This window comes from Paracoccus rhizosphaerae, assembly GCF_026162645.1.
GTDB classification, from domain to species: Bacteria; Pseudomonadota; Alphaproteobacteria; order Rhodobacterales; family Rhodobacteraceae; genus Paracoccus; species Paracoccus rhizosphaerae.
On the sequence record NZ_JAOTBE010000097.1, the window covers coordinates 1 to 8,766 of the forward strand.

General features: G+C 67.6%; 7 protein-coding genes. 2 read left to right on the forward strand and 5 right to left on the reverse strand.

Features of this window, described 5'->3' with window-relative positions; all coding sequences use genetic code 11:
* A partial coding sequence (locus OC184_RS18645; protein WP_265508657.1) for a hypothetical protein occupies positions 1-364 on the forward strand: 364 nt, incomplete at its 5' end.
* A gap of 896 nt (positions 365-1,260) precedes the next feature.
* Here the strand turns inward: OC184_RS18645 and OC184_RS18650 are convergent.
* The 5 genes from OC184_RS18650 to glpD form a co-directional block, all read right to left on the reverse strand.
* On the reverse strand, positions 1,261-2,631 hold the full coding sequence (locus OC184_RS18650; protein WP_265508658.1) for an ABC1 kinase family protein: 1,371 nt from the start codon (positions 2,629-2,631) through the stop codon (positions 1,261-1,263).
* Positions 2,632-2,635: 4 nt separating this feature from the next.
* The gene (locus OC184_RS18655; protein WP_265508660.1) at positions 2,636-3,574 is read right to left on the reverse strand and encodes an NAD(P)/FAD-dependent oxidoreductase; all 939 of its coding nucleotides are present in this window, start codon (positions 3,572-3,574) and stop codon (positions 2,636-2,638) included.
* An 80-nt stretch (positions 3,575-3,654) separates the two neighbouring features.
* The gene (locus OC184_RS18660) at positions 3,655-4,596 is read right to left on the reverse strand and encodes a nucleoside hydrolase (protein ID WP_265508661.1); all 942 of its coding nucleotides are present in this window, start codon (positions 4,594-4,596) and stop codon (positions 3,655-3,657) included.
* A gap of 21 nt (positions 4,597-4,617) precedes the next feature.
* Positions 4,618-6,093, reverse strand: coding sequence for a glycerol kinase GlpK (gene glpK / locus OC184_RS18665; RefSeq protein ID WP_265508662.1), 1,476 nt, complete (start codon positions 6,091-6,093; stop codon positions 4,618-4,620).
* 38 nt (positions 6,094-6,131) lie between these two features.
* Positions 6,132-7,736: a glycerol-3-phosphate dehydrogenase gene (glpD, locus tag OC184_RS18670; RefSeq protein WP_265508663.1), complete on the reverse strand. Its 1,605-nt coding sequence runs from the start codon at positions 7,734-7,736 to the stop codon at positions 6,132-6,134.
* Positions 7,737-7,884: 148 nt separating this feature from the next.
* On the opposite strand from glpD, the gene OC184_RS18675 reads away from it, so the two are divergent.
* Positions 7,885-8,643, forward strand: coding sequence for a DeoR/GlpR family DNA-binding transcription regulator (locus tag OC184_RS18675; protein WP_265508664.1), 759 nt, complete (start codon positions 7,885-7,887; stop codon positions 8,641-8,643).
* The last annotated feature ends 123 nt before the right edge of the window (positions 8,644-8,766 follow it).

Below are 8,766 nucleotides of genomic sequence, written 5' to 3' on the forward strand. Positions count from 1 at the left end.
CTTCGCGTTTCTTGGACGTGCTGTGACGACGGTGCTTCTTGGTCATGCGGTTCTCCTTATCAGAACCGCGCCCCGGTCAAAATCTTCAGCTCAAGCTGTCCAGCCCGAGGGGCGCACTCCACCATTCCTGAAAAAGGATCGCACCATCAAACCGTGGGATCAAACAGCTATGCTGACAAAATCGCCAGTCTCATCCGGCTTCCCGACCGATTGGCTGAGCGAGATCCGACAGGTTGTGGATGGTGGACCAGCTGACATGGTGTCGCCTCTGCTGCAAGGGAGTAGCCGGCCGAGAAGCTTCTTGCACATCCTTATGTGCTGTCAGGAACGGCCGTCGAAGGAATGCCAAGACAGAGAGCTTTAGGCGGCGCAGGCGGTCGCGACGGCCGATGCTCCGCCCTGCACCCTGCTAGAGCGTGTTTCAGTTTGCCCGCTCCAGGGTACCTTTGTGGCTCGATCTGTGGTCCCCTGCCTGCATGACAGGTGGAGGGATGATATTGGCAGACCGCATTCCATGGCACTCCGACAGCGCGTTGTGGTGGTCGTGGAGGAAGGGAGCTCGCGCCGTTCAGCCGCTGCGCGGTTCCGGGTTTCGGTGAAACTCGTCAACGACATGGTGATCCTGAAGCGCGAGACGGGCGGGTTAGCTCCGAAGGCCATGGTGGTGGTCATGGCAAATGGGTTGCTGTGGGGCTGGATCACCGCGCGAAAGCCCGATCTGCCCCCAAACGGCCTGGTCGGCGAACTTGCAGATCATCGCAGCATCGCCATTCACCGGTGTCTCGGTCTGGAGGTTTTTGCACGGTCTCGGGCTGACCCACGAAAAAGGACCTGCAAGCCCTCGAGCAGAAGCGGCCCGAGATCCGGCAGGCCATATCTGCATCACGCGACGCCAACCGTTCATGCGCCTCGGCTTCATCGACGAGACGTCGCCGAAGGCGAACATGGCCAGGACCACCGGACGGCCTCCAGAAGGCGCGCCTTGTCGACCGTGCGCCCTTCGGCCACTGCAACACCCAGACCTTCATCGCCGCCCTGCGTCATGGCGGGCTGGATGCGCCCCGGGGGTGACTGGCGGTGCCATGAACCGCTAACTGTGCGAGATCCACGAGGAAATTCGACTGGAGCCGACTAGGCGCAACGCGCTCTAGCCTCCTGGAACGCGAACTGTCGGTCCTGGTCGTCTCGATGGTGTGTGGGGTGTCCACGGGCTGTGCCTGGCGCTGCGGCAGGTCGCGCGCAGTCAAGGCTGGCCTCTCGTCAAGGCGACGGGGGCTGTCTGGCCGATGCCTGGCTACGGGCGTTCAGTTGGGCCTCCAGCCTGCCGGGATCGACTAAATCATCCAAGTCGACCCGCGCATGAAGCCGCGCCAGCAGCAGGTAAAGACCGCCAAACTTGCGATGCAGGAACAGGACTTCGGGTGGCGGCATCTCGGCCCGCTGGCGGGTGCGGGCGATCTGCATCGCAACTTCTGTGATGCGCTGCGGGATGTCGGTCGACGCGACGTCAAACACACCCCCGCGCCGCAACGGCTGGAAGGCCGTCTCCATCATCTGCAGCAGCATCGCTTGGTGATCCGCATCGGTGTCGGCCCGGAAATAACCGATGTTGACAGCGGTCCTCCTGATGGCCTCGGCATCACCCGCCAAGGCCGCCCGCAGCAGTGCCAGATAGCGGGGCGCGACAGGATCCGAGAAGCCGCGCGTCGCGCCGAAATCCAGCAGCACGATCCGACCGCTGTCCGGCTGCCAGCGGAAATTCGCAAAGTTGGGGTCGGTCTGCATCAGGTTGAAGGCGAACAGCTCGTCTATGACCAGCCGGACCAGGTCGGTCGCGACCCTGTCGCGCAGCGCCTGCGGGGCATCCGCCAGCGTCTCGATGGGGCGGCTGTCGATGAAGTCCATCGCCAGCACGTCGCGGGTGCAGAACTGGTCGTCGGGCACTGGCAGCAGAAACTCGGGCCGATCCGCCAGAAGCTGGCCGAAGCGGCGCATCTGGGCGGCCTCTTGAACGTAATCGGCCTCGGCATGCAGTTGCAGGCGCGCCTCGGCCAGCAGCGACGGCAGATCGAGACCTGGAGGAAGCGCGCCCGGCACGCGGAACAAAAGGCCTAGGTTCGCGATGTCGCTGTTGATGCTGGCGCGGACGCCCGGATACTGCACCTTGATCGCCAGATCGCGACCGTCGCGGGTCTGGGCGCGATGCACCTGCCCGATTGAGGCGGCAGCGATCGGACGCACCTGGAAGCGGCTGAAATGCCGCAGCCAGCCTTCGCCCCAAGCCGCGTCCAGCACCCGCTGAAGCTGCTTGGGCGGCATCGGGTCGGCGTCGGCGCGCAGGCGGGACAGGATCTGGGCCAGCTCGGGCGGCAGGAACTCCCCGGCGTCCATCGAGATCAGTTGTCCCAGCTTCATCGCCGCACCGCGCATCTGCGCCAGTCCGGCGGCCAGCCGTGCGGCATTGGCCGGCGTCAGCAATAGGTCCTGCGCCCGCGGCCGCTGTCCGCTGGCCATCTGCCGCGCACCTTCCGCCAGCGCCCGCCCGCCGATCCCCGAGGCGAGGCCGCCGATCCGCAGCATCCGCGACAGGCGTCCCTGCGGCACGTCGCGCGGGCGGCGGTCGTCGGTCAACGCCTCAGGTCGCCAGCAGGTGCGCCGCCATGGCGCGACCGCTGGTCCAGCCATCCTCGGCCGTGAGACCCAGGGTCCAGTCGCCCCCGACGATCACGCCGGACGCATCGTCCGACAGGAAGGGGTGACCCAACGGTTGATCCGCGCGCGCGTACAGCCAGCGATGCGCCGCCTTGTGGCGCAGGTGATCCGGCTCTGCGCCGATGGTCCGCAGCAGAAGCGGCGCGACCCTGTCGGCGAGGGTGTCAAAGGGAAGGTCGATGTTCGCCATGCTCCATTCCGGGTCGGCCTGCACGACCCAAGTGGTCAGGGGCAGCCCGCCACGGCCGGGCTTGGCGCTGTCCTGCGCGATCCAGGCCAGCGGCCCCTGCCCCTTACGCGTCACGAAGGGGCGCGGCGCGGCCGGGTCCAGGCCGATCATCACCGTGATGTTGGCTTGGAAATGCACCATCCGAAGCGCGGCCGCGAAGGCGTGGTCCTGCCCCAGCAGGTCGCGGGCCTGCGGGGCGGGGATGGCCAGGACGACCCTGCGGGCCCCGTGCCATTCCCCGTCGACGCCAAGCCGCCAGCCGGGCCGCTCGGCCACCAGCTGCGTCACCGGCGCGCCTTGGCGGATGTCCAGGTCGCGCGACAGTGCGCGCGGCAGTTGCGACATGCCCGGCGTCCCGACGAAGGCACCGTCGATCTGATCCCAGTCGGCGATCTGGCCAGATCCGCGCAGATCCTCCAGCAGGGTCTTGAAGTCAGGGTGACGGGGCTGCAGGTACTGTGCGCCGTGATCGAAGCGCAGGCCGCCATCCGTCCGCCGCGTCGCCAGGCGGCCGCCGGCCCCGCGGCTCTTGTCGAACAGTCGCACCCGCAGCCCCGCCGCCTGCAACTTGCGTGCGCAGGTGATGCCGGTAATGCCTGCGCCGATGATCGCCACGTCCAGCCTGTCGTCCATGTTTGCTCCGAAAGGGGCCCTGGGACCCCTATCTGGTCAGGTCGGGGCGGGCTGCGCAAGACGCCGTTTCGTCCCCCCGCTTAGCCGGCGCAGACCTGCGCGATGCGGGCCAGGATCGCCTCGGGCTGGCCGTCCAGCGCGGCGGCCTGCCGGGGCCGGTCCGCCCAAGCATCCATCGGCCCCTGACGATCCGACGGGTTCATCATCGTGGTGCCAAGGGCGATGCCCTGCCAGGGAACGCGCACCTCGCCCGTGGTCAGGGCGAACAGTTCGGGATCGGTCAGGAAGACCGACGCGCAGCAGTCGTGGACGACCATCCCGTCATAGCCGGACTGCCTGTAGAAGCCGACATAGCCCTGCGACAGGTCGGCCACCAGCTGCATGTCCGGGCCGCCCTCCTGCGCCAGACGCGCCAGCATCGGCCGCGTCATGAAGGTCCGCGTCGTCAGGTCCAGGGGGATCGCGGTGACCTGCCAGCCCGCGCCGAAGACAAGGTCGGCGGCCAGCGGATCGCCCCAGATGTTCGCCTCGGCCGCGGGGGTGATGTTGCCGGGCACGCGGAAGGCGCCCCCCATGATCACCACGTCGCGCACCAGGTCGGCGATGTCCGGCGCCGTCTGCAGCGCGCGGGCCAGGTTCGTCATGCGACCGACCGCCAGGATGCGGATCTGGCCGGGGTTCGCGCGGATCGTGTCGATCAGGAAGCTGCTGGCGCTCTCGGCCTCTTCCCTTGGGTCGTCGGGCACCGGGTGGTCGCCAAGCCCGTTGCGGCCGTGAATGTGGACCGGAAAATCGTCCTCCGGCATGTCCGGCGTCAGCGGTCCGGCCGAGCCGGCATGGACCGGAACGTCATGGCCCCAGGACCGCAGCAGGAAGCGGGCGTTCCGCGTCGTCAGCGCCACGGGCGCGTTCCCGAAGACCGTGGTCACGCCCATGAGGTCGATGTCAGGGTGGCGCAGCAGATAGAGCAGCGCCAGCGCATCGTCCACGCCGGGGTCCGTGTCGAAGATTACCTTTTGCATGCCGCCCCTTGTCGTCCCTTGTTAAAGCGACATCGTCGCCTTGACCGCCCGGCGCCAGGCGGCATAGCGCGCCTGCCGGTCGGCATCGTCCATCACCGGCTGGAAGCTGCGGTCAAGCCGCCACTCGGTCGCGAAGCCGTCGGTGCCCGGATAGATGCCCTGGCGCTGCCCCGCAAGCCAGGCCGCGCCAAGCGCCGTCGTTTCCAGCACCTTGGGACGGTCGACCTGCGCGCCCAGGATGTCGGCCAGGAACTGCATGGCAAAGTCCGACGCGCTCATCCCGCCATCGACGCGCAGGGCGGTGCCGCCCTGCGTCCAGTCCGCCTTCATCGCCTCCAGCAGGTCGCGGGTCTGGAAGCCCACGCTTTCCAGCGCGGCGCGGGCGAATTCGGCGGGGCCGGAGTTGCGGGTCAGCCCATAGATCGCGCCGCGGCTGTCAGGGCTCCAGTAGGGCGCGCCAAGGCCGGTGAAGGCCGGAACCAGGATGACCTGCTGCGAGGGATCGGCGGTTTCGGCCAGTGGCTGCGTCTCGGCCGCGTTTCGGATGATCTTCAGCCCGTCGCGCAGCCATTGCACCACGGCGCCCGCGATGAAGATCGAGCCTTCCAGCGCATAGGTCGGCTTGCCGTCCAGCTGATAGGCGATGGTCGTCAGCAGCCGCTGAGTAGAAGCCACCGGCCTCTCGCCCGTGTTCAGCAGCGCGAAGCAGCCCGTGCCATAGGTGGATTTCAGCATCCCCGGCTGGAAGCAGGCCTGCCCCACGGTCGCCGCCTGCTGGTCGCCCGCGACGCCGGTGATCGGGACCGGCCTGCCGAACAGGTCCGCGCGCGTGGTGCCGAAATCTGCCGCGCAGTCGCGGACCTCGGGCAGCATCGACAGGGGAATGTCGAACAGCTGGCAGATCGATGTGCTCCAGCGCCCCTTGTGGATGTCATAGAGCATCGTGCGCGCGGCGTTGGTCGCGTCGGTCGCGTGGACCTTGCCGCCGGTCAGGTTCCAGATCAGCCAGCTGTCCACCGTGCCGAAGGCCAGTTCGCCCGCCGCGGCCCGCGCGCGGGCGCCCTCGACATGGTCCAGGATCCACTTCAGCTTCGTGGCCGAGAAATAGGGATCGATCAGCAGGCCGGTCCGCGCGGTGATCATGTCGCCGTGGCCGGCATCCTCAAGCTCGCGGCAAAAGGCGGCGGTGCGACGGTCCTGCCAGACGATGGCGTTGTGGATTGGCTTGCCTGTGGCGCGGTCCCAGACCACCACGGTTTCGCGCTGGTTGGTGATGCCGATCGCATCGATGGGCGGGTTGCCGCATTTCTCGATCGCGGCGCGGCAGGTCGCGGCGGTGCTGGACCACAGGTCGCGGGGATCGTGTTCGACCCAGCCCGAGCGCGGGAAATGCTGCGGGAACTCTTCCTGCGCACTGGCGCAGGGTTTCAGGGCGCGGTCGAACAGGATCGCGCGGGACGAGGTCGTGCCCTGGTCGATGGCAAGGACATGGGACATGGGCTTCTCCTCCGGTCGTCGATGGGCACAAGAGCAGGTTAACGGCTTGCCGCGGCGGCTGCCATCGTGGTTTCGGCGGGGGACTGGCGATCCTGCATCCACGCATCCAGCGCCGCCACCTGATCCGGCGACAGCCGCAGGCCCAGCTTGCTGCGGCGCCAGACCACGTCTTCGGCCCGGCGGGCATATTCGCGGTCCATCAGCCAGACGACCTCGGCCTCGGTCAGGGTCGCGCCGAAGTCGCGGCCAAGATCGGCGGCCGACCGCGCGCCTTTCAGAATCTCGCCAGCGTCGCGGCCATAGGCGCGGACCAGCCGCCGCGCCCATCCCTGGGTCAGGAAGGGATGCGCCGCCCGCAGATCGACGATCAGCCCAGGGACGCCGCCCACCGGAAAATCGCCGCCCGGCAGCGGGACGCCGCGCGTCCAGGCGCCGGGCAACCCGTCAAAGAAGGGCGCGATCTGTTCCAGCGCCGACTCCGCCAGCCGCCGATAGGTGGTGATCTTGCCGCCGAAGACGTTGAGGACCGGCGCCCCACCCGCCTGGTCGACCTTCAGCGTATAGTCCCGCGTCGCTGCCGTCGCGCTGGACGCCCCGTCGTCATAGAGAGGGCGGACACCGGAATAGGACCAGACGACATCATCCACCGTGACCGGCTTGCGGAAATATTCGCTGGCGAAACGCAGCAGATAGTCCCGCTCTTCCGGCGTGCATTCGGGCTTGGTCGAGGGGCCCGGATGGTCGGCATCCGTCGTGCCGATCAGCGTGAAGTCGCCTTCGTAGGGGATCGCGAAGATGATCCGCCCGTCGGTGCCCTGGAAGAAATAGCACTTGTCGTGATCATAGAGCCTGCGCGTCACGATGTGCGAGCCACGCACCAGCCGCACCCCCTCGGTGGAGTTCAGGCGGATCGTGCCGCGGATGATGTCGCCCACCCAGGGTCCGCCCGCGTTGACCAGCATGCGGGCGCGGTGGCGGGTGATGTCGCCGGTCCGCACGTCCCGGGTGCTGACGATCCAATGGTCGGCGTGGCGTTCGGCCGACAGCACCTTGGTGCCGACCATGATGCAGGCACCCCTCGCCGCGGCATCGCGGGCGTTCAGGACGACCAACCGCGAATCCTCGACCCAGCAGTCCGAATATTCATAAGCGTGGTGAAAGCGTTCCTGCAGCGGCGCACCTTCCGGCGTGCCGTCAAGCGACAGGGTGCGCGTGCCGGGCAGGATCTTGCGGCCGCCAAGGGTGTCATACATGAATAGCCCCAGCCGGATCAGCCAGGACGGCCGCCGTCCCCGCATCCAGGGCATTGCCATCCCCAGCAGCTTCGAGGTCGGCGTGTCGGATTCGAAGCGCATGTCCGGGTGCCAGGGCAGCACGAAGCGCATCGGCCAGCTGATATGCGGCATGGCGCGCAGCAGGACCTCGCGCTCGATCAGGGCCTCCCGGACCAGGCGGAACTCGAAATATTCAAGATAGCGCAAGCCGCCATGGAACAGCTTGGTCGAGGCCGACGATGTCGCCTGCGCCAGATCGCCCATCTCGGCCACAGTGACGGAGAGACCGCGGCCTGCCGCGTCACGTGCGATGCCGCAGCCGTTGATGCCGCCGCCGATGATGAACAGGTCGACTGTTTTGTCAGTCACGTCGCAGTCCCTCGCAGATGATGCGTCCCAGTCTGCGCCAAACCGAACAGAAAGGAAAGTCGAGTATGTTCGGAATGTCGGGCTTGGGGCGCGCATCTTGCCTGTTACGGACGAACATGGCACAGCTTGGCGAAGCCGCAGGTGTCCCATGTCGCAGACCTTCCGCCAGCCCGAGATCCTCGACATCGCCCGTCGTGACGGCAAGGTCACGGTCGAGGAGCTGGCCGGGCATTTCGGCGTCACGCTGCAGACCATCCGCCGCGACCTGGCCGATCTGGCCGAGGCCGGGCGGTTGGAGCGAGTGCACGGCGGCGCGGTCCTGCCCTCGGGCGTGGCGAACATCGGATATGAGGAACGCCGCGTTCTGCACCACGACGCCAAGACCGCGATCGCCCGCGCCTGCGCGGCCGAGATCCCCGACAACATCGCCCTGTTCCTGAACATCGGCACCAGCACCGAGGCCGTCGCGAGAGAGCTTCTGGGCCACGCCAACCTGATGGTGGTGACGAACAACATGAACGTGGCCAACATCCTTGCGGCCAATCCGGGATGCGAGGTCATCGTGACGGGCGGCCACCTGCGCCGTGCCGACGGCGGGCTAGTCGGGACCCTGGCGGCCGAGACCATCCGGCAGTTCAAGTTCGACTTGGCGGTGATCGGCTGTTCGGCGCTGGACCGCGACGGCGACCTGCTGGACTTCGACATCCGAGAGGTGGGCGTTAGCCAGACCATCCTGCGGCAGTCGCGGCGCACCTTCCTGGTGGCCGACCATTCCAAGTTCGCCCGCAGCGCGCCGGCCCGGATCGCGTCGCTGTCCGAACTGGACTGCCTGTTGACCGACCGCCCGCTGCCGCCCGACCTCGCGCGGGCCTGCGACGGGTGGCACACCCGCGTCGTCCTGAGCTAGAGCATCTGAGAACGGCGGTGAGAAACTAGGCCACGGAAGCGGCGGCATGGAGCTGCTGCGGGCGGCGTAAAAGTCGTCCACCCTTTCCCTTTCTGCGGCAGCAGGGAGGGCGCGAGGATTTTC